We start from the raw sequence: 18545 nt of genomic DNA, 5'->3' as shown, positions 1-18545 counted from the left end.
CTTGCGGAGCCAGGTGGAGGCCGAGTTTCTCCAGGTGCAGTTCAGGCTTGGGCAGGGAAGGCTTTTCCGGTTTCCAGGCCGGGGCCGGTCGCTTTCGCCGGGGCGAGACGCCGGTACGCAGATACAGGAGCAACTCCGGCGCGCTCGATTCGAGCTTGGCCGCGGCCCGACGTCCCAGTAGCCAGGCCAGCGAAGCGCCGCCGGCCAAGCCCACGACCGGCCCCGCCCAGACCGGCCCCAGCCGCGCCGCGAAATAGGCGGGGGCGGCGGTCGCCGCGCTGAGGATCAGCACCAACAGGACCTGCGCGAAGTCGGTACCGTTCTCCAGCAGGTTGCCGCCCCGGAGCTGCGGATCGGTCATGGGCACCGGCCTCAGCACCGACACCAGCACGGTCACGCCCGCACCGCCGCCCAGCAGCGCCCGCACCGCCGCCCAGCAGCGCGGGTAGCAACGTGGCCAGCCAGTGCCCAAGGCCGTATTCGCCGGTGAAGACGACCATCGCGATGGTCAGGGTGAGTGCCGCCGGCGCGGTGACCAGCAACCAGGCGAGCTGGCGGCCGCGGACATCGTGGCGGGCGGAACCGGGGATCATCAGCTTGCCCCACAGCTCGGTGCCGTCCTCGCCGTAGAGGTTCGCGGAGATCGCCGCGACCCACAGCACGAACACCAGCCCGGTCCACGGCAGGAAGATCGACGCGCCGACGGCCAGCGGCAGCAGGCAGAACACCAGCGCGTAGCACAGGGCGAAAACCAGGTAATGAAAGCGAAGCAGGTCTCGGGACCAGGTGCGCAGCTCCCGGGCGACGACCGCCGTCACCGGGCCACTGGCCCAGCCGCCGGAGGACACCCGGACCGGACGTCCGCTCGCGCGACGGGTGGCCAGCCGTCGCTTCAGCAGACCGGCCCAGCCGTACCAGCAGAGCAATCCGAGCGCCGCCAGCCCCGCCAGGGCGGCGGCCACGGTCGGCCAATTCCCCTGCGCGGCGGCCCGCACTGCCAGCAGTCCCCAGCCTGAGGGCAAGGCCGTCAATAACGCGGAAAACGAGTCCGGGAAGCCGGTGCGCAATGCGGTCTGTGCCAGCGGCGAGAGCACCCAGCTCGAATGCAGCCCGGCCAAGATCGCGGCACTGACGAGAGCGGCGAGCGCCGCACCCACCTTGGAGCGCATGACCTGGCCGAGCGCCGCGGTGACCAAGCGGGAGGCCAGCACGCACACCGAAAGCTGGAGGACGACCGCGAGCACGCCGACCACCGTGGCCGCGGCACCAAGCCCTGTCTTGACCGACGCCACCACCAGCGCGGAAAAGGCGACGAGCGTGACCAGCGGGCCCACGCCGACGAACGACGCCGCCGCCAGTCCGGCCGCCAGACGACGTGGTGTCAACGGCAACAGCGAGAACTGTTCGGGACGCAACGTCTCGTCACCGCCACCGAAAAGCGCCGGGCCCAGCAGCCACCCGGCCGTCCAGAGCGCGAATCCCGCTCCCAGTACATCGAAGCGCAGCGACGCGACCGGGTAGTCGCGTCCGGCGACCAAGATCAGGCCCGCCGCGAGCGCCAGCCCGGCCACGGCGCCCGTGACCAGCCGGCCGGCGCGCTGGCCGTTCATGGAATTCCGCAGCACGGCCAGTTTCATCCGGATCAGGAGGACAGCCACGCCAGCTCCCCCATCTCGGGAGCCTGGCCGCCGACCAGGTCCACGAACCGCTCTTCCAGGTTTCGGCCCGATCGCACGGTCTCCAACAGGCCCGAGGCCACGACCCGGCCGGAGGCGATCACCGCCACGTGGTCGCACAACTGCTCGACGACGGTCATCACGTGGCTGGAGAACACCACGGAACCGCCATCGCGTACGAACCGCCGCAAGATGACCTTGATGGTGGCGGCCGAGACGGGATCGACGGCCTCCAGCGGTTCGTCCAGCACCAACAGCTTCGGCGCGTGCAGCAGCGCGGTGGCCAGGCCGATCTTCTTGCGCATGCCCGTCGAGTACTCCATCACGAGGGTGCGCCCGGTATCGGCCAGTGCCAAGATCTCCAGCAACTCGCCCGATCGCCGTTCGACCTCGGCCACCTCCATACCGCGCAGCAGACCGGTGAAACGCAGCAGTTCGCGGCCGGTCAGCCGCTCGGGCATGGACAGCCCGTCAGGCAGCACGCCGATGATTTCCTTGGCCCGCGCGGGGTCGGTCCAGACGTCGACGCCGAAGATCTCCGAGCGCCCGCTGTCGGGACGCAGCAGTCCCACCGCCATCGACAACGACGTCGTCTTACCGGCGCCGTTGGGGCCGATCAGGCCGAAGAAGGATCCCCGGGGCACTTCCAGATCGATGTGGTCGACCGCCGGCCTGCCGCCGAAGGTCTTGGTCAGCCCGGCGAGCCGAAGCGCCGGAGCCGTACCCGATGAATCCATGAAATCCTCCAGTTACGAAACGGCACGTGTCGTGCCGTTTCCGAAGGGAGCATGCTGGAGGCCTCCGGCAAAGTCAACACGGCACGTGCCGTTCCGCTATGCTGGCGAAATGGCCGACAAACGCAGCAGCCGTGTCGCCGACCGGACTGACGCCATCATGCGGACCACACTGGAGCTCGGGCAGGAGGTGGGGTACGCCAACCTCAGCATCGAGGCGGTCGCGGCACGCGCCGGAGCCGGCAAGCACACGATCTATCGCCGATGGCCGTCGAAGGGCGCTCTGTTCCTCGACTCCCTGCTGTCGCTGAACGAGCCCGGACTGAACTATCCGGACACCGGCGATATCGAAGCCGACCTGCGCCGGCAGATTTACGCGGCCGTCGATCTGCTGGCCAAACCGCCGCTCGGGCCGCTGTATCAGGCTTTGCTGGTCGAGGCCCAGCAAGATCCTCAAGTCGCGGAGGCGTTGAACGAACGTTTCATCGGCCCGCAAGAGGAGAAGACGATCGCTCGCTTGCGGAAGGCTCGCGACCAGGGGCAACTGGCCGGCGACTTCGACCTGAGCCTGGCGATGGCCCTCCTGTCCGGCCCGTTGTATTTCCAGGTGTTGATCACCCGGAAACCGCTGACGCGCGAATACGTCGACCGCGTGATCGAGGCGGTCTTCGCCGGGATGGGACCGAAGGCCCCGACGGCGACCTAGTACTGCAACGCACCTAACTGCCGTTGCAGTACTAGGCCTAGGTCTTCGGCAGGCTCCTGCTCGCCGCTTCCGCGATCTTCTGCACGATGAGCGGCTGGCCGTCCGGGGATTTCACCGTGGGATTGACCGAGTACGCCACCACCCTGGAAAGGTCCTGGGTGGCGAAGATCCCGCTCGCGTAGCCGTACCGGCTGCCGGTCTTTCCCCAGACGGTGAGCCCGTTCAGGGTCAGCTTCATCAAGCCCTGGCTGTAACTCGCCCGGCCGTTGCCGTCGGCCATGGGCACGTCCGGCACGGCGAACAGGCGCGGCATCACCGAGGGACCGAGCAGCCGGCCACCGAACAGACCGGTGATGAACTTGTCGAGGTCCCCGGCCGTGGAGACGATCGCGCCGGCGGCGCCGGGGATGGACTGGTTCATCTCGGTGACGTCGACCAGTTCCCCGTCCACGTCGAGATAACCGCGCGCGGCCGGGTTCGGCAGACGCGGGTCGTCCTCCGGGTAAAAGGTCTCCCAAAGGCCGAGCGGCACGGTGATGCGATCGCGCAGATTGCGGGCGTAGGACTGTCCCGTCACCTTCTCGACGAGCATTCCCGCCGTGACGTAAGCGGTGTTCGTGTACTTCTGGGCCGTACCGGGCTGGAAGTCGATCGGATGGCGCAGCGCGGTGTCCACCACCTCGCGCGGGCTCCAGTGATCGTAGCGATGCGCGAGGATCCACTCCGGCTCGTAGAGACCGGGGATGTCCACCGACGGCAACCCGGAGGTGTGGTCGAGCAGGGTGCGCACCGGCACCGGCGGATAGCCCGCCGGAAGCACCCCGGGGAGATACCGCTGAACCGGCTGTTCGAGGTCGATCCGGTTCTCCTGCGCCAACTGGAGCACCATGACGGCGGTGTAGACCTTGGTGGTGCTGCCGATCCGGAAGAACCCGTCCGGCCGGACAGGGGCATGGGTGCGGACGTCGGACTCCCCGGAGGTGCCGGACCACGCGCCGGACAGGCCGGTGACCCGGACCAGCGCGCCCGTCGTGTCCTTGTCGGGCAGACCCGCGATCGCCGCCGACAACGCGGCGGGGTCGGGCTTTCCGAGGCAGGGTGTCGCGGCGGCCGGCACCGAGGTGAGGACCGCCGCGACGACGGCGACTGCTGTGACAACTGGAAGTTTCATGTCACAGATGATGTCCGTGTGAGACGCCGGGGACATCAGGGAGATACCCGATCTTCGAAGATCAGGGTCACTCCACGGTGACCGACTTCGCGAGGTTCCGCGGCTTGTCGATGTCGTGGCCGAGGATCAGCGCGGCGTGGTAGGCCAGCAACTGCAGCGGGATCGTGAGCAGGATCGGGTCGAGTTCCGGCTCCGAACGCGGGACGACGAACCGCGGCACGTCGAGGTCGCCGAAGTCGACGTCGTCGTGCGTGATCGCCAGGACCGGACCCTTGCGGGCCTTGATCTGCTGCATCGCGGCGAGGTTGCGGTCGGCGAGGTCGTCGAACGGCACGATCGCGACCGTGGGCAGCGACTCGTCGATCAGCGCGAGCGGGCCGTGCTTGAGTTCCGAGGTCTGGTAGGCCTCCGCGTGCCGGTACGAGATCTCCTTGAACTTCTGCGCGCCTTCCCGTGCCACCGGGAAACCCCGGACGCGGCCGATGAAGAACAGGCTCCGCGCGTCCGCGCAGGTCTTGGCGTGCTCGGCGATCTCGGACTCCGCCTCCACAATGGACGCGACCTGCTTCGGCAGGGCCCGGATGGCGGCCACGATGCGCTGTCCGTCCGCATTGGACAGATCGCGGACCCGGCCCAGCGCCAGCGCGATCATCGCGAACCCGACGGCCATGTTGGTGAGCGCCTTGGTCGAGGCGACGGCGATCTCGGGACCCGCGTGCAGGTACAGGCCGCCCTCGCAGGCCCGCGCGATCGTCGAGCCGACGACGTTGACCAGACCGATCACCCGGCCGCCCTTGCGCTTGACCTCTTCGACGGCGAAGGCGGTGTCCGCGGTTTCGCCGGACTGGCTGACCGCGATGTAGAGGGTGTCGGCCTCGATGATGGGGTTGCGATAGCGGAACTCGGACGCGGCCTCCGCGTCGGCCGGGACCCGCGCCAGGTCCTCGATCATGGTCGCGCCGATCTGCCCGGCGTAGTACGCGGAGCCACAGCCGAGGATCTTCACCCTGGCGAAGCCGCGCAGGTCACGGGGAGTCAGGTTCAGACCGTCCAAACGGGACACTCCGAAGCGGTCGTCGAGGCGGCCGCGGATCATGCGCTCCAGGCATTCCGACTGCTCCTGGATTTCCTTGTACATGTAGTGCCGGTGACCCCCGAGGTCGAGATCGTCGGCCTTGATGTCGATCGCGGTCGCGGCCTTGCCGGTGTCGCTCTCGTCGACGGTGAAGGTGCGGTAGCCCGTGGCCGAGACGCTGGCGAACTCGCCGTCGTCGAGGTGCACCACCTGCGAGGTGTGCCGGACCAGCGCGGACAGGTCGCTGGCCACGAACATCTCCCGGTCGCCGACGCCGATGATCAGCGGCGAACCGTTCCGCGCGACCACGACGCGGTCGGGGTGCTCGGTGTCGGTCACGGCGATCGCGTAGGTACCGGTGACCCGGGAAACGGCCTCGACGACAGCGTCTTCGAGGGTCTTCGCACCCGACCTCGCGATGAGGTGGGCGAGCACTTCGGTGTCGGTCTCGGAGGTCAGCGTCACCCCGGCCTGGCCGAGCTGCTCGCGCAGGCTGTCGGCGTTGTCGATGATCCCGTTGTGCACCACGGAGATCCGGCCGTCCTCGGAGACGTGCGGATGGGCGTTCGCCTCGGTCGCCGGGCCGTGCGTCGCCCACCTCGTGTGCCCGATGCCGACCTTGCCCGCGAGCCGCTTGGGCAGGGCCGCCGTCAGGTTCCGCACCCGCCCCACGATCCGGTGCACCTGCGCGCCTTTACCGCCCAGGACGGAGATCCCGGCCGAGTCGTAGCCGCGGTATTCCAGCCGCGTGAGCCCCTCGATCAGGATCGGGGCGGCGTTCTGACCGCCGATGTAGCCGACGATTCCGCACATGACGAGTCAACCTCACAAAGAAAACGGACGAATGGCACGCGAGACCGGGCGTGCTCCGTCAGCCGTAGACGATGCGGCGCAGTTGCCGCTCGGACAGTTCGGGAGGCGCGACGAGCCGCGCGCCCAGTTCCCCGGCGATGAGAGGGAAGATCTCGGGATTCTTCCTGCCTTCGCCCTGCAACTGAGCGTGCCGCGACCGGACGTACTGCTCGACCGGCTGCCGGTAGAACGCCAGGACGTCCTCGACGACACGGGCGGCGATGGCCGTCGACAGACCCGTCGACAGGGCCACCTGCTCGACGATGTCCGCGTCCTCCACGCTCCCATCATGCACAGCGAGGTCTCGAAATGCCAGTTCTTGCCCGAAATCGGGCAAGAACTGGCATTTCAGCCTGCTTGACCTCGAAATCGCTCGTGAGTGGTGGGCAACCACATGGTCACCGGTCCCGGATCGCCGCCACGAGCCCGGTGACGAGGTTCGCCCGCTCCACCATCGACTCGACCAGCAGGTACTCGTGATCGGCGTGCGCGCCGCCGCCGACGGCGCCCAGCCCGTCGAGGGTCGGGACGCCGATCGCGGCCGTGAGGTTGCCGTCGCTCCCGCCGCCGACGGCGACCCCGGCGACGCCGGGCAGCAGCCGTTCCGCCACGGCGAAGAGCTCCGCGGCGGCCGACTCGGGCATCGGCGGCCGGTGAATCCCGCCTCGGACCAGGATTTCCGCCCCGGCGAGACGCGGGGTCAGCGCGGCGAACCCCGCTTCGACGCGCTCCTTCTCCTCGGCGGACTCGACGCGGACGTCGACCACGACGGTCGCGGAAGCGGGAACGACGTTGCTCGCGGTTCCCGCCGAAGCGACGGTGGGGGTGACGCTCGTCCCGGCCGCCTGCCGGCCGAGCGCGGCGATGGCCAGCACCTGATGCGCGGCTTCGGTCAGCGCGTTCACCCCGGCTTCGGGTTCGAGACCGGCGTGCGACGCCCGGCCGGTGATGACGACCTCGAACGTGCCGCATCCCTTGCGCCCGATCTTGAGGCCGCCGCCGTCGGCCGCTCCTTCGAACACGAGCACCGAGCCGCACGCGCGGGCGCGTTCCTCGATGAGCGCGCGGGATTCGTGCGAGCCCGTTTCTTCGTCGGCCGTCACCAGGATCTCGACACCGGTCAGATCGTCGAGTGCCGCCAGGCCGTGGATCGCCTGCACCAGCCCGCCGAGCATGTCGAACACCCCGGGGCCGGTCACCCGGCCGCCGGTCACCGCGAACGGGCGGCGCGCCAGCGTGCCGATCGGGAACACGGTGTCGTGGTGCCCCAGGATCAGCACGCGGGGTTCACCACCGCCGGACCACCGGACGTGGGGCCCGGCCGCGCTCTCCGTCAGGGTCGCCGTACCGCCGAGGCGGCTCCCGAGGAGGGCTTTGACGGCCTCGGCCGAGGCCGTCAAAGCCTTGAGGTCGCCCGAAGGCGACTCGATTTCGACGAGGGTCCTGAGGTCTTCGATCATCGCGTCGGCAGTCATCCGAACACCTTCGCGCATGCTCACTCCTGCGCGACAGTGGCCCCGGCCAACGTCGCGTACCACGGGCCCGTGGTGAAACCGGGTCCGGTTTCCTCGCCGAGGTAGAGATCCACGTGCCGGTCACCGCCGAAGCCCGGGGTGAACTCGTCGACGACCACCCAGCGCGCTTCGAGCAGGCGTGCGCACACCGCGCCCGCCGGGAACCGGCCACAGTCCATCAGCCGGAACGCCGTCCCCCTGGCGAGCACTCCCGGATCCGCGGCCGCCGAGACGAACGGGCGCAACGCGTCACCGGCCGCGTCCCGGGGCTCGGAGTCCAGCCAGTAGCCGACGTTGTGGGACCAGTTGAGATACCCGCCCGCTTCGAGACGGCCGGTTCCTTCCTCACGCACCGCCGCGACGAAGCCCGCCGGATGCCGCCCCAGATCGGCGTCACCGAAAACACAGTCGCGGTCGGGACAGCCCCGGACGCCGACCGGCGGTTCGTGGTGGAACTCCTCGACGGCGGTGTAGTAGACGGTCGCCGTCCAGCCTGTCGATTCCTCCACCCCGCAACCGGCGAGCGAGCACGCCAAGAGCATCGCGGCGAGCAGGTGACCTCGCCGGGTCACGCCACTCCGGCGGAGACGGTCTCGTCCTCGCTCAGCCGCTCGGTTTTGGTCCAGCTGTTGCGGCGGGCCAGCACGCGGAACAGCGCGCGCCAGGTGGCGATCACGCCGAGCACCAGGAATCCCGGATAGAGAAGGCCCGCGAGCAGACAGCGGTGGAACGGTTCCTCGCCGAGCCGCAGCCGGTGCACGACCGCCCACACCACACCGGGGACCAGCAACACGACCACGCCGATCAACGCCGCGCCCGGCAACGCCGACGGCGGCGCGATCAGCCCGCCCAAGGTGACGCCCGACCACGAAGCGACGAGCGTGCCCACGAACAACAGCGAAACCACCAAGGACAACGGCACCGTCAGCCAAGGCGTCACGAGATAGGCGAGGAAGTCCAAGAGACCGATACTGCCCACGTGACGCGAGCCCAGCAATTCCCGCAAATGCCTTGCGCACTGCAAATTGCCCTGTGCCCATCGAGTACGTTGCCGCAGCAACCTGCGCAGATCGACGAGTCCTTGCTGCGTGACCCACGCCGATTTCACGTACCGCATCCGAATACCGGCGACGTGCAGCCTCAGCCCTAGTTCGAGATCCTCCACCAGGCAGTCCGACCAGGGGGCCGGATCGAAACGGCGCAGCACGCCGAGTCTCGTGAATTGCCCGTTCCCGCCCATTCCGACACTGCCCGCGAGATCGCGCAGGCTTTGCGACGCGTCGGCGACCGCCCCGAACTCCAGATCCTGCAACAAGGCCAGAATGCTGCGCCGATTGTGAATACGCACCCGGCATTGCACGGCGCCGATTCCGCGGTCGCCGAACACGTCGGCCACCTCGCGCAGCATCCCCGGGCTGCCCCGGCCGTCCCCGTCGATGATGCCGACGATCGTCCGCGGCACGCTTCCCTCGGCCTCGCACAGCCGGCGGATGTAGCGGTAGCCGGCGTTCAGCGCCTCCCCCTTGCCCTGACGGGCCAGCGGGAGATCACGGCGCAGGACGTGCAGGCGCGGGTCGGTCACCTCGCGGAGGACGCCCGGCGTGCCGTCGTCCGAACCGTCGTCGATGACCAGGACGCGCACCGGATTCCGCGTCGTGCCAAGCGAAAGCGCGGTGCGGACGGTGTTCCCGACCACCCGCTCCTCGTTGAGCGCCGGGATCACGATCCAGAATTCCAGCCCCTCCCCGCGCGCGGCCACCGCCCGGCGCGGGCGGCCGGTGCGCCACGCGAACGCCGCGAGCAGGATGTTGTGCGTCGGCCACCACAGGAGCAACAGCATCATGGTCGCGGCGAAGGCGGGGTTCGTCATGGGCGGGTGGTTCAGTCCTTCAAGCGAAGGTGCAGCGAACGCGCCATGAGCAGCAGGGCGATCGCGCCGATCACCATGGCGAGCACGGTGCTCACCGTCGCCCCCGCCATCGTCGCGCCGATTCCGAGCGCGGAAACCTTGACCGGGCCCACCGGCACCATCGACATGTCTTTCCTCCGGACAGAGGGCGCCGCAAACATCTACTCACAGTTTTCACACCGTGAGCTTGGGGTCACCCTGGGAAGCGATATTAAGCCTTTCGGGTGGGTACAGTACCCCGTCTGTGTTAACGTTCGCGGGCGACGATCCCCCGTAAAGGTGACCATCAGTTAGTGATCCTCGCCTCACCTACCACTCCTTCGTGACTTCAACGACGAATTCACGCCGTACCAAGCGCGAACCCGGAAGAAGGACCAGGTGCGTAACGCACAGAACGAGACCGACGCCATGCCCGAAATCTGGCTGGTCGCGGGAACCCGCCCGGAAGCCGTGAAACTGGCCCCGGTGGCCAGGGCCTTGGCTTCCGAAGGCCGGATGCGGCCCGTGGTCGTGGCCACGGGCCAGCATCCCGAAATGGTCGACCAGGCCTTGGCGACCTTCGGATTGACGGCGGATGAACGGCTGACCCTGAATCGGCGAACGGGGTCCCAACCGGAACTCCTTTCCGGACTCCTCCTGGGTTTGGAGGAAATAGCCGGGCGACGTCCGCCCGCCGCCGTGGTCGTCCAGGGCGACACGACGACGACGTTGGCCGGGGCGCTGTCGGCGTTCTGGCGGCGTGTTCCCGTCGTGCACCTCGAGGCGGGCCTCCGCTCGTTCGACCTGGGAGCGCCGTTCCCCGAGGAGCTCAACCGGAAACTGGTGACCCAGGCGGCCGCGCTGCATCTCGCCCCCACTCCCGACGCCGCCGCGAACCTGCTGGCCGAAGGGGTGCCCGAGGAGAACGTGCTCGTCGCGGGCAACACCGTCGTCGACGCGATCCTCACGGTGACGGACAAATCCACCACGGTGCACGATCCCGAACTGGCGACGCTGCTCGAAAACGCGACCCGCGGCGCGGTCAAACTGATGCTGGTCACCCTGCACCGCCGGGAATCCTGGGGCGAGCCGATGCGCCGGGTCCTGCGCGCGGTGGCCGAGTTGATGGCCTCGGATCCGGAACTGCGGGTGGTGCTTCCCGCGCATCCGAACCCGCAGGTGCGTGCCCTGGTCCGCGAGGAACTGGCCGCGACGCCGGGTGTGCTGATCACCGGGTCGCTGCCCTATCCCGAACTGGCGGCGACCCTCGCGGCCAGCACGCTGGTGCTCTCCGATTCGGGCGGTATCCAGGAAGAGGCCCCGACTTTCGGCGTCCCGGTCCTGGTGCTCCGTGACGTCACCGAGCGCATGGAGGCCGTGAACGCCGGTTGCGCGCTGCTCGTCGGCACCGACGGCGAGAAGATCGTCTCGACCGCGACGCGACTGCTGAACGACCCGGCGGCGCGGACGCGGATGATGAGCAGCGGCAACCCGTTCGGCGACGGCGCCGCCTCCGAACGGACCGAGCGGGCACTCGCGCACCTGCTGGGGCTGGCCGCGGATCTGCCCGCTCCGTTCCGGCCCGCCTCCGCGAGCGATCTGGCCGAGGTCTGACCCGATGACGAAGGACAAGGGCACGCAGCGCTTCCGCCTGCCCGCTTGGTTCCGGCTCGCCGTCGTGGCGGTCGTCGCGGTCACCGTCGCCGTCGTCGTCCTGGTCCAGGTCACCAAGAAGACTCCGGTCACGGCGTCGCCGCCCGCCACGCCGGTGTCGCTCGCCGGTCGCGCTCCCGAGGCGGGCAAGGCGGGACTACCGGGCCCCGGCGGCGATCCGGACCGGCGGACCCTCGTGCTCTACGACGACGGGCGAAAGAAGGACGGAACCACTTCCCCGCCCGACGAGGTCAAAACGGCCGAGGCGTACGCGATGTTCACCGCGAACCTCGTTTCCCGTGGCACCGCTTGGAAACTGCAGCCCGCCGCCGACTACCGGCCGCGGCAGGCGGACGAGTTCCAGGCCATCGTGTACCTCGGCTCGATCTACGACGCGTCGCTGCCGAAGGCGTTCCTGACCGACGTCACGACGACCCGGATCCCCGTGGTCTGGATCGGCGCCAACATCTGGCAACTGCACGCCAGTTCCGGCAAGGCGGCCGGTGGTCCCGGCTGGCGCGCGGAAGGCTACCGCGACGACAACCCCACCACCGTCACCTACAAGGGCACTCCCCTGCGCCGCGATCCGCGTTCGGGCACCGGGGTCGTCGCGATCGACGTCCGCGATCGGACGAAGGTCCAGATCTTGGCCGAAGCGAGTGCTCCGGGCGGCACGCCGTCACCCTGGGCTGTCCATTCAGGACAGTTGACGTATCTGGCCGAAGTTCCTTACGCCTACGCCGAAGCGCAGGACCGCTATCTCGCTGCGGCCGACATCCTGCTGGGCGTCCTGTCGCCACAGGCGCCGGATCGGCACCGCGCGCTGGTCCGGCTCGAGGACGTCGGTCCGAGGACGAAGCCCGAGGAACTCCGGCGGATCACGGACTTCCTGATCCAGCAGCAGGTTCCGTTCTCCCTCGCGGTCTACCCGTACTACTCGGATCCGCAGGGCCGGGCCAACAACGGCGACCCGACCTCCGCGCGGCTGGTGGACTCGCCGGAGCTGGTCGGCGTGCTCAAGGACGCCGTCCAGGCGGGCGCGACGCTGATCATGCACGGCTACAGCCACCAGAGCGACAGCGGCCCGAACCCGTACGACGGGGTGAGCGCGAGCGATTTCGAGTTCTACAAGGCCAGTGTCGACGGCGAAGGCGTCGTGCACATGGACGGGCCGATGCCCGAGGACTCGGCTCAGTGGTTCGACCAGCGCATCGCGACCGGCCTCGGGGAATTCCGGCGGGTGGGCCTCCCGGAGCCGACGATGTTCGAGTTCCCGCACTACGGCGGTTCCGCCGTGGACTACCAGCAGACCACCGCGCTCTTCCAGGGACGCTACGACCGCGGCAGCTACTATGCGGGCTTCTGCCCCGGCGGCCGCTGCGGCTCGACGGCCACGGCGACCTCGGAACAGGTGTACGGCCAGTTCTTCCCGTATCCGGTGCGCGACGTCTACGGCGCGAACGTCGTCCCCGAGAACATCGGCAACGTGGCGCCCATCGCGTTCAACCAGCACGCCGCCCGCACCGCCGTCGACATGCTCGCCGACGCCCAGAGCGCGCTCGTCGTCCGTGACAACGTGGCGAGCTTCTTCTACCACCCGTTCCTCGGCGAGGGCGGCCTGCGGGATCTGGTGAACTCGTTGCGGGCGCTGGGGTACCGCTTCGTCACACCGGCGGAGATCCTCGACGGCTGAGCATAGGATCGGGCCATGCTCGAGAACCTGCTCACGCCGGAGACCAGGACCGATCCGTACCCGTTCTACCGTCAGGTCTTCGGCCGCGGACCGGTGTTCGAGGCCGCCGACCGGTTCTTCGTGGTGAGCGGGTTCGAGGAGGCCTCCGCGCTGCTGAAGAACCCCGCGTTCGGGCATTCGGAGCCGGAGGTGCTGCCGGATCCGCACGAAAACGAGCCGGTGGACGACGAGGGCCGCGTGATCCGGTCGTTCCTCGGGCTCGATCCGCCCGATCACACGCGGCTGCGGCGGCTGGTCTCCAAAGCCTTCACGCCGAGGATGGTCGAGCAACTCGCCCCGCGAGTCGAAGAACTGGCGAAGGAACTGGTCTCGAAAGCGCTCGAAATGGGCGAATTCGACCTGATGACCGAGATCGCGAAGCCGCTGCCGGTCGTCGTCATCAGCGAGATGCTCGGCGTGCCCCTCGCCGATCGCGATCGGTTCGAGGGCTGGTCGCACGCGATGGGGCGCGCGCTCGACCCGTCCTTCCTGATCGCGAAGGAGACCGTCGCCGCGGCGGTCGCCGCCCGCCGCGAGTTCGTCGCCTATTTCCGCGAACTGGCGAAGGACCGGCGGAAGCGGCCGACCGGCGACCTGTTCTCCGACCTGGTGTCGGTGTCCGACGAGGGCGACAGACTCAGCGAGGGCGAGCTGGTGATCACCGCGATGCTCCTGCTGGTCGCCGGGCACGAAACGACGACCAACCTGATCGGCAACGGGATCCTCGCGCTGCTGAACCACCCGGAGCAGCTCCGGAAACTGGCCGACGACCGGTCGAAGATCCCGAACGCGGTCGAGGAGATGCTCCGGTACGACTCCCCCGTCCAGCTGACCACCCGCATCGCCTTGCGGGACGCGACCGTCGGCGACCGGTTCGTCGGCGAAGGCGCCCAGACGGTCGTTCTGCTGGGAGCGGCCAACCGCGACCCTCGCGCGTACGAGGACCCGGACCGCTTCGACGTCGACCGGCCCTCACCGAGGCATCTCGCGCTGGGACAGGGCATCCACTTCTGCCTCGGCGCCCCGTTGGCACGGCTGGAAGGGCGGACCGTGTTCGAAGCGCTGCTCGGCGCGGGCCGCGCCTTCCACCGGACCTCCGAGCCGGCCTGGGTGAAACAGGTGACGTTGCGCGGCCTCTCCGGCCTACGGCTCGAGTTCGCCTGAGGGGGCGGAAAGTCCGGTTCTCGACCTTCGACGGTTGCCGTCCGCCACCGGACTGCAACATGCTGTGCGCCCGACCCGGTCCCGGTGGGGGTGCCCTATGTACCAGGAAACCAAGGAGCCCAGCGCACGGCGAGCGGTGCCGGACGCGGTCAGGTCCGGCCCCTTCCATCGCGCGCTTTCCGAGGCGGTGGATCACCGCGGCCTTTCCCTGTCCCGGATCCGGGCGCATCTGGCGGCACGCGGGGTTTCCGTGGCCGAATCGACCCTGAGCTACTGGCAGCGCGGACTGCGGCATCCGTCGACGCCGCGGTCGCTCGACATCGTCCGCGCGCTCGAAGCGGTGCTGGGCCTGCCCGCGGACAGCCTGGTCGTCCTGATCGGCCCGCAGCGGAGGTCTCCCGGCGAAGGCGACCGCAGGCCGTCGTTGCCGGAACTACGGCAGAGCTGGGCCGAAACCTGCTCGCTGCTGGACGAACTGAGCGAGTCACCCGGTGCGGCGGGAAACGCGAAGGTCGACGTCGTGACCGTCGTCGACGTGCTGACCATGACGGTGGAAGGCCGGATCGTGGAGATCACCTCGACGATGGTCGTCCGGGCGCGGGAAACCGGAGCGGACGGCTTCGTGGTGACCCACCAGGACGAACCCGGCACCGACATGGAGGCCACGTCCGTCGTCGCCGTCGACGGTTGTCGAAGAGGCAGAGTGCGAAGAAGCACCTCATCACCGGGAATGGTCTTTGAGCTCCTCTTCGACCGGGGCTTGGCCGAGGGCGAGACGCACACCTTCGCCTTCACGTTGCACCTGGCCGGGTCCGTCCGTTCGACCTGTTTTCACCGGACAGTGCGCTCTCGCATGTCCGCCTACCTTCTCCGGATGCGGTTCGACGCCGGAGCGATCCCGGCCCGCTGCGTCAAAACCGTCCGCGAGCGCGAAGAACTTCCTCCCGTGGTCAGCGAACCGTTGTTCTGCGGTCCGGGAGCCACGGTCAGCGCGTATTTCGAAGACCTCGGCGTCGGGATCGCCGGAATCGACCTCATCTGGGAGTGAGCCGGCGCTTGCGCCAGACCAAGAACACCGCGAGGGCGAGCACGGCCACTCCCCCGGCGATCGATCCGGCCAGAATCGCGACGGGCACACCGCCGTCGACGGGCTGCGGGCCGGCCGGGGCGAAGCCGATTCCTTGATTGCGCTGATAGTCCGAGCCCGGCATCTTGTCGCCGTAACGGTCGTGCACCTTCCGCTGGTAGTCGGGAAGCGAGAGGGACTTTCCCACCTCCGACTGGGGAAGGCTCGCCCGCAGGAGTACGACGTCGTCCGCGCCGAGGTCGTACCAGCCGTCGATCTGAGGTTCGTTGAGCAGGACCGAACCGGGCCGGAGCCGGGCGCTGAAGGTCTCTTCGTCGTTCCCGGAGAACGCGCCGGCCGCGACCCACTTCCCCGGGCCGTCCGGCATCGCCTGCAGAGTCGCCTTCTGGCCGGAGTCGGCGGTGGCCGTCACGGCGACGGAACTCAAAGCACCGGCCGGGGCGCCGGCGGTGCCGCGGACGAAATCGGGATTGAGCGTGTAGACCGCCACACCGCGCTCGCTGACCGTGATCCGCTGCGGCTCGATGCGGTCGACCTGCCGGAAGTTCGATTTCGCGAGACCGATCGCGCCCGGCTCACCGGCGACGCGCACAGCGGCGGCGAGATCGTCGGCCGAGGGCGGGACGACTCCTTCGCTCGCCGCGGCGGGCGACGTGACCGGCAAGAGTGCCGCGACGGCCAGCACGAGACAACCGGAGAACTTCCGGCAGATCCTGTTCATGACCGCGTCTCAGCCCTTCCGGATGTTGACGATGGTGTCGTTCCAGGTGTGCTGGGCGTTGCGGCGGTACTGGTTGTAGTTCCAGGTCTTGTACCGCGGGGAAGACGCCCACGGGTCACCGACCATGATGGACTGGCTCGTGGTGTCGTAGCCGTAGATCACCTGGGCGTGGCCGCCGCCCGAAGTCCAGTAGATCCCCGTCAGGTTCAGGATCCCGGAGTCGACCTGGCTGACGACCGAGGTGAAACCGATGGGGCCACCGGCGTCCTGCGCGGAGAAGCCGGTACCGCGGAACCCGCGGATGATCTCGGAGATCTGTGCCGCCTGGTTCGGGCAGTACCCCGCCTGCGTTCCCTTGCCCGCCGCGCAGAACTGGGCCTGCGTGGCGCTTCCGCCCATCGAGCGTTCGATGCTCGAACCGTCCGCGGCCCAGCACCACTGGTTGTACTGCTGCACCTGCTGGGTGTAGTTCAACTGCTTGGAGGCCGCGGTCGAGGCGACCGTCATCGCCGTGCCCGCGACCGGGGCGATCTCGCGCACCTGGGTGTGGGTCTCGGTCTTGATCAGACCGCTGGGCCGGTCGCCGTCCCCGCCGGGCTGCGCGAGGGCGGCGGCGGGCACCATGCTCAACGCGAAGACCGCGGCACCGGTCGCCAGCACGGCCCGGGTCACCCGCCGACTCGATAAGCTCTTCACAGATGTCTCCTTTGACATGGGGATGGGGAGAGGCGCACCAAAGGTGGCCGCCGGCCGGACGAGGTGCTCCCGGCCGAGATCACCGTGCGCCGCGGCGCCCCCGGGGACAACGCCCTCGCGCGACGGTCAGGAAACGCTGTGATCGTTCACAGGAAGCGCGACGTCGGGACGGCAGGAAAGCGCGGGTCCACGGAGTCACGACGCGCGGACACGCGCAAGATTCACTGTCCGTTCACAAGAGCTGTGAATCCGCCACCAAAGGCTCAGGGACGCGGGGTCGCGAGCGTCGTGGGGCGGGTGCGACCTCGCAAGGTGACGTCCTCCGTCGCCTTCCACTGTGCGGCCTCGGCCTCGGCCGCCGACTCGATCGCCGTCCACGAAGCGAGCAACCGGGCTTCGACGTTCTTCGCCAGTTCCGTGAGCCGGGCGGCTTCGTTGACCGGGTCGCCGATCACCGTGTACTCGAACCGCCGCGGGTCGCCGACGTTCCCGGCGACCACCTCGCCCGTCGCCACGCCGATCCCGGCCGGGCATTCCGGCACCTCCGCCGCCAGCCTGCGCCCGATCGCGCGGGCCGCGGACAGCGCGAGCGTCGCGTGGTCGTCCAGCCGCACCGGCGCGCCGAAGATCGCGAGCGCGGCGTCACCGACGAACTTGTTGACCAGCCCGTGGTTGCGATCGACCTCGTCGACCACCACCGCGAAGAACCGGTTGAGCAGGCCGACGACCTCCTCGGGCGGACGGCTCGCGGCCAGCGCGGTCGAGCCGATCAGGTCGACGAACAGCACCGACACCGTCCGCACCGTGCCGCCGAGTTCGGCGGACGTGCGCATCGCTTCGATCGCGACGTCCTCGCCGACGTGCCTGCCGAACAGGTCCCGCAAACGTTCGCGTTCGGCGAGGCCGACGGCCATCCCGTTGAAACCCGCCTGCAGCAGACCGAGTTCGGTGCCGTCGTAGACCGGGATCTCCACGGCGAAGTCCCCGGCCCGCACGCGGCCCAGCGCGTGCTGCACCGACCGGATCGGGTTCACCACGGCGCGAGCGGTGAACACCGTCACCAGCAGGCCGAAGCACAGCACCACCAGGCCGAGGGCGACGACCGAGACCGCGAGCTTCGTGGTCGACACGTCGCCGCGCACCCACGCCAGCACCGCCGTGACCACCAGCCCGGCGACCGGAACGCCGGTGCCGAGGCACCAGAACAGCAGCATCCGCAGGTTGACCCCACCGCTGAGGGGCCGCTCGGGCGAGGTGCCCGCCAAGGCAAGGGCCACGTACGGCCGGAGGATGAACTCCCCTGCCAGATAAGCGATCGCGCAGACGACCACGCCCGCGAACGCGACGACGAGCAGTTCGGTCAGCGCGACCCGCGGCTGCACCAGCGCGGCCAGCACGCCGAACACCACGGTCGCGATGCCCCACAACACCGCCTGGACCAAGGTCAGGCGCAACGGCACGCGGAGGCAGGCGGCGCGCTCCGCGTCGGTCGGCGTCCGGCCGTCCGCCGCCCAGCGCAACGTCCGCAGCGCGCCGCGGGTGCCCCACATCGCCCCCACGACGACGGCGGAGACCACGTAGACGGGGACAGCGATCGCGGTGACCCGGACGAGTTCGCCGGACATGCCGGGTGAGGGCATCAGCAGTGCCGCCAGGCCGACCACGACCAGCGCGCCGATGACGTTGGTCGCGATCAGCGTCCCGGTGAGCAGTCCCTGGACGCGACGGCGCAACACGGCCGCGTCCTGATCGAGCGGACCGAGCAGCCAGGAGCCGAACGGCCCTTGCCCGCGGTCCCGAACAGAGGAGTCCTTGACTGGTCGCACCCCGTACCCGCCGTTCACCCGGTTTGAGTGAACGACTGTACACCGAAACC

At 69.1% G+C, this 18545-nt stretch carries 17 protein-coding genes; 5 read left to right on the top strand and 12 right to left on the bottom strand.

Annotated elements, in window-relative coordinates:
- Positions 1-41 precede the first annotated feature (41 nt).
- Positions 42-1658 carry a hypothetical protein gene (locus ACLJRM_RS29855; RefSeq protein ID WP_410664948.1) on the bottom strand — a complete coding sequence of 539 codons (1617 nt, stop codon included), beginning with the start codon at positions 1656-1658 and terminating at the stop codon, positions 42-44.
- Positions 1643-2413 (bottom strand): ABC transporter ATP-binding protein, encoded by a 771-nt coding sequence (locus tag ACLJRM_RS29850; RefSeq protein ID WP_101608970.1) that lies wholly within the window; start codon positions 2411-2413, stop codon positions 1643-1645. Before ACLJRM_RS29850 ends, ACLJRM_RS29855 begins: the two co-directional genes overlap by 16 nt.
- A 109-nt stretch (positions 2414-2522) precedes the next feature.
- On the opposite strand from ACLJRM_RS29850, the gene ACLJRM_RS29845 reads away from it, so the two are divergent.
- Entirely contained in the window at positions 2523-3116 is a 594-nt protein-coding gene (locus ACLJRM_RS29845) for a TetR/AcrR family transcriptional regulator (protein ID WP_199193124.1), read from the top strand.
- 37 nt (positions 3117-3153) lie between these two features.
- Here the strand turns inward: ACLJRM_RS29845 and ACLJRM_RS29840 are convergent, their stop codons facing one another.
- The 7 genes from ACLJRM_RS29840 to ACLJRM_RS29810 form a co-directional block, all read right to left on the bottom strand.
- Complete coding sequence (locus ACLJRM_RS29840) at positions 3154-4287, bottom strand: serine hydrolase domain-containing protein (RefSeq protein WP_233224214.1); 1134 nt, start codon at positions 4285-4287, stop codon at positions 3154-3156.
- A gap of 67 nt (positions 4288-4354) precedes the next feature.
- Entirely contained in the window at positions 4355-6175 is a 1821-nt protein-coding gene (gene glmS / locus ACLJRM_RS29835; RefSeq protein ID WP_101608971.1) for a glutamine--fructose-6-phosphate transaminase (isomerizing), read from the bottom strand.
- A gap of 58 nt (positions 6176-6233) precedes the next feature.
- On the bottom strand, positions 6234-6494 hold the full coding sequence (locus ACLJRM_RS29830) for a hypothetical protein (protein ID WP_101608972.1): 261 nt from the start codon (positions 6492-6494) through the stop codon (positions 6234-6236).
- 118 nt (positions 6495-6612) lie between these two features.
- The gene (locus tag ACLJRM_RS29825; protein WP_410664947.1) at positions 6613-7689 is read right to left on the bottom strand and encodes a M20 family metallopeptidase; all 1077 of its coding nucleotides are present in this window, start codon (positions 7687-7689) and stop codon (positions 6613-6615) included.
- A gap of 20 nt (positions 7690-7709) precedes the next feature.
- Positions 7710-8300: a hypothetical protein gene (locus tag ACLJRM_RS29820; RefSeq protein ID WP_199193123.1), complete on the bottom strand. Its 591-nt coding sequence runs from the start codon at positions 8298-8300 to the stop codon at positions 7710-7712.
- Positions 8297-9598, bottom strand: a complete 1302-nt coding sequence (locus ACLJRM_RS29815; RefSeq protein ID WP_410664946.1) for a glycosyltransferase family 2 protein — start codon at positions 9596-9598, stop codon at positions 8297-8299. The genes ACLJRM_RS29820 and ACLJRM_RS29815 overlap by 4 nt, the downstream gene beginning before the upstream one ends.
- A gap of 11 nt (positions 9599-9609) precedes the next feature.
- Entirely contained in the window at positions 9610-9765 is a 156-nt protein-coding gene (locus ACLJRM_RS29810; RefSeq protein WP_168214352.1) for a hypothetical protein, read from the bottom strand.
- A 250-nt stretch (positions 9766-10015) separates the two neighbouring features.
- On the opposite strand from ACLJRM_RS29810, the gene wecB reads away from it, so the two are divergent.
- From wecB to ACLJRM_RS29790, 4 genes are all read left to right on the top strand, one after another.
- Positions 10016-11230, top strand: a complete 1215-nt coding sequence (gene wecB / locus ACLJRM_RS29805; protein ID WP_410664945.1) for a non-hydrolyzing UDP-N-acetylglucosamine 2-epimerase — start codon at positions 10016-10018, stop codon at positions 11228-11230.
- 4 nt (positions 11231-11234) lie between these two features.
- Positions 11235-12962, top strand: a complete 1728-nt coding sequence (locus tag ACLJRM_RS29800; protein ID WP_101608975.1) for a DUF2334 domain-containing protein — start codon at positions 11235-11237, stop codon at positions 12960-12962.
- A gap of 15 nt (positions 12963-12977) precedes the next feature.
- Complete coding sequence (locus ACLJRM_RS29795; RefSeq protein WP_410664944.1) at positions 12978-14165, top strand: cytochrome P450; 1188 nt, start codon at positions 12978-12980, stop codon at positions 14163-14165.
- Between the two features lie 97 nt (positions 14166-14262).
- Positions 14263-15213 (top strand): XRE family transcriptional regulator, encoded by a 951-nt coding sequence (locus tag ACLJRM_RS29790; RefSeq protein ID WP_410664943.1) that lies wholly within the window; start codon positions 14263-14265, stop codon positions 15211-15213.
- Here the strand turns inward: ACLJRM_RS29790 and ACLJRM_RS29785 are convergent.
- The 3 genes from ACLJRM_RS29785 to ACLJRM_RS29775 form a co-directional block, all read right to left on the bottom strand.
- Positions 15200-15973 carry a hypothetical protein gene (locus ACLJRM_RS29785; RefSeq protein WP_101608978.1) on the bottom strand — a complete coding sequence of 258 codons (774 nt, stop codon included), beginning with the start codon at positions 15971-15973 and terminating at the stop codon, positions 15200-15202. The genes ACLJRM_RS29790 and ACLJRM_RS29785 overlap by 14 nt on opposite strands.
- Positions 15974-15982: 9 nt before the next feature.
- The gene (locus ACLJRM_RS29780; RefSeq protein WP_369862477.1) at positions 15983-16597 is read right to left on the bottom strand and encodes a papain-like cysteine protease family protein; all 615 of its coding nucleotides are present in this window, start codon (positions 16595-16597) and stop codon (positions 15983-15985) included.
- 335 nt (positions 16598-16932) lie between these two features.
- A complete protein-coding gene (locus ACLJRM_RS29775) occupies positions 16933-18495 on the bottom strand; it encodes an adenylate/guanylate cyclase domain-containing protein (protein WP_101613319.1) in 1563 nt (520 codons plus the stop codon).
- Positions 18496-18545 lie beyond the last annotated feature (50 nt).

It is taken from the genome of Amycolatopsis sp. lyj-84, assembly GCF_046549075.1.
Taxonomy (GTDB): Bacteria; Actinomycetota; Actinomycetes; order Mycobacteriales; family Pseudonocardiaceae; genus Amycolatopsis.
This window is presented reverse-complemented; position numbering and strand designations above follow the sequence as displayed.

What these genes read in the sequence shown, in the direction of transcription:
- ACLJRM_RS29850 (WP_101608970.1), bottom strand. Translation starts at nt 2,413, where the DNA reads ATGGATTCATCGGGTACGGCTCCGGCGCTTCGGCTCGCCGGGCTGACC.
- ACLJRM_RS29845 (WP_199193124.1), top strand. Translation starts at nt 2,523, where the DNA reads ATGGCCGACAAACGCAGCAGCCGTGTCGCCGACCGGACTGACGCCATC.
- ACLJRM_RS29840 (WP_233224214.1), bottom strand. Translation starts at nt 4,287, where the DNA reads ATGAAACTTCCAGTTGTCACAGCAGTCGCCGTCGTCGCGGCGGTCCTC.
- glmS (WP_101608971.1), bottom strand. Translation starts at nt 6,175, where the DNA reads ATGTGCGGAATCGTCGGCTACATCGGCGGTCAGAACGCCGCCCCGATC.
- ACLJRM_RS29825 (WP_410664947.1), bottom strand. Translation starts at nt 7,689, where the DNA reads ATGACTGCCGACGCGATGATCGAAGACCTCAGGACCCTCGTCGAAATC.
- ACLJRM_RS29815 (WP_410664946.1), bottom strand. Translation starts at nt 9,598, where the DNA reads ATGACGAACCCCGCCTTCGCCGCGACCATGATGCTGTTGCTCCTGTGG.
- ACLJRM_RS29810 (WP_168214352.1), bottom strand. Translation starts at nt 9,765, where the DNA reads ATGTCGATGGTGCCGGTGGGCCCGGTCAAGGTTTCCGCGCTCGGAATC.
- ACLJRM_RS29800 (WP_101608975.1), top strand. Translation starts at nt 11,235, where the DNA reads ATGACGAAGGACAAGGGCACGCAGCGCTTCCGCCTGCCCGCTTGGTTC.
- ACLJRM_RS29795 (WP_410664944.1), top strand. Translation starts at nt 12,978, where the DNA reads ATGCTCGAGAACCTGCTCACGCCGGAGACCAGGACCGATCCGTACCCG.
- ACLJRM_RS29790 (WP_410664943.1), top strand. Translation starts at nt 14,263, where the DNA reads ATGTACCAGGAAACCAAGGAGCCCAGCGCACGGCGAGCGGTGCCGGAC.
- ACLJRM_RS29785 (WP_101608978.1), bottom strand. Translation starts at nt 15,973, where the DNA reads ATGAACAGGATCTGCCGGAAGTTCTCCGGTTGTCTCGTGCTGGCCGTC.
- ACLJRM_RS29780 (WP_369862477.1), bottom strand. Translation starts at nt 16,597, where the DNA reads ATGGTGCCCGCCGCCGCCCTCGCGCAGCCCGGCGGGGACGGCGACCGG.